Raw genomic sequence first — 611 nt, 5'->3', positions numbered from 1 at the left:
ACGTTGACGCTCCACACGTTGCCGTTATCCGACGCCGTGACGGTGGTCTGGTAAGCCTGATCGCCAATCGTCACAGTGACGGTATCGCCGACCTGTACGTCGTTGCCGACGCGGCCGGTGATGGCCTGCGGCTGACCCGCTTCCGTGATATTGATGGTGTTATCACCGGTGACGTTATCGATGGTGATCGACGCTTCCGGCGCGGCGGTATCGACCGCGTAGTTGTGATCGGCCCCGGCGGTGGTGGCGTTGCCTGCACCGTCGGTGGTGGTGACTTCGGCGTGGATCTGGTTATTACCGGCCAGTACCTCGCCCGGTACCGTCACACTCCACACGTTGCCGTTATCGGATGCCGTGACGGTGGTCTGGTACGCCTGTTCGCCAATCGTGACGGTCACCGTATCGCCCACCTGCACGTCGTTGCCGACGCGACCGGTGATCGCCTGCGGCTGACCAGCTTCCGTGATATTGATGGTGTTATCACCGGTGACGTTATCGATGGTGATCGACGCTTCCGGCGCGGCGGTATCGACTGCGTAGTTGTGATCGGCACCCGCCGTGGTGGCATTGCCCGCGCCATCCGTGGTGGTGACTTCGGCATGGATCTGGCT

The 611-nt window shown here is 62.2% G+C and carries 1 protein-coding gene; it reads right to left on the bottom strand.

Features of this window, described 5'->3' with window-relative positions; translation table 11 throughout:
* The coding region (locus tag AU509_RS17760) for an Ig-like domain-containing protein (RefSeq protein WP_139824087.1) at positions 1 to 611 on the bottom strand (611 nt) is incomplete at both ends.

Source organism: Lonsdalea britannica, assembly GCF_002111595.1.
In the GTDB taxonomy this organism is placed as follows: Bacteria; Pseudomonadota; Gammaproteobacteria; order Enterobacterales; family Enterobacteriaceae; genus Lonsdalea; species Lonsdalea britannica.
The sequence above is the reverse complement of the archived record's forward strand: the minus strand, read 5'-3'. Positions and strand labels throughout refer to the sequence as shown.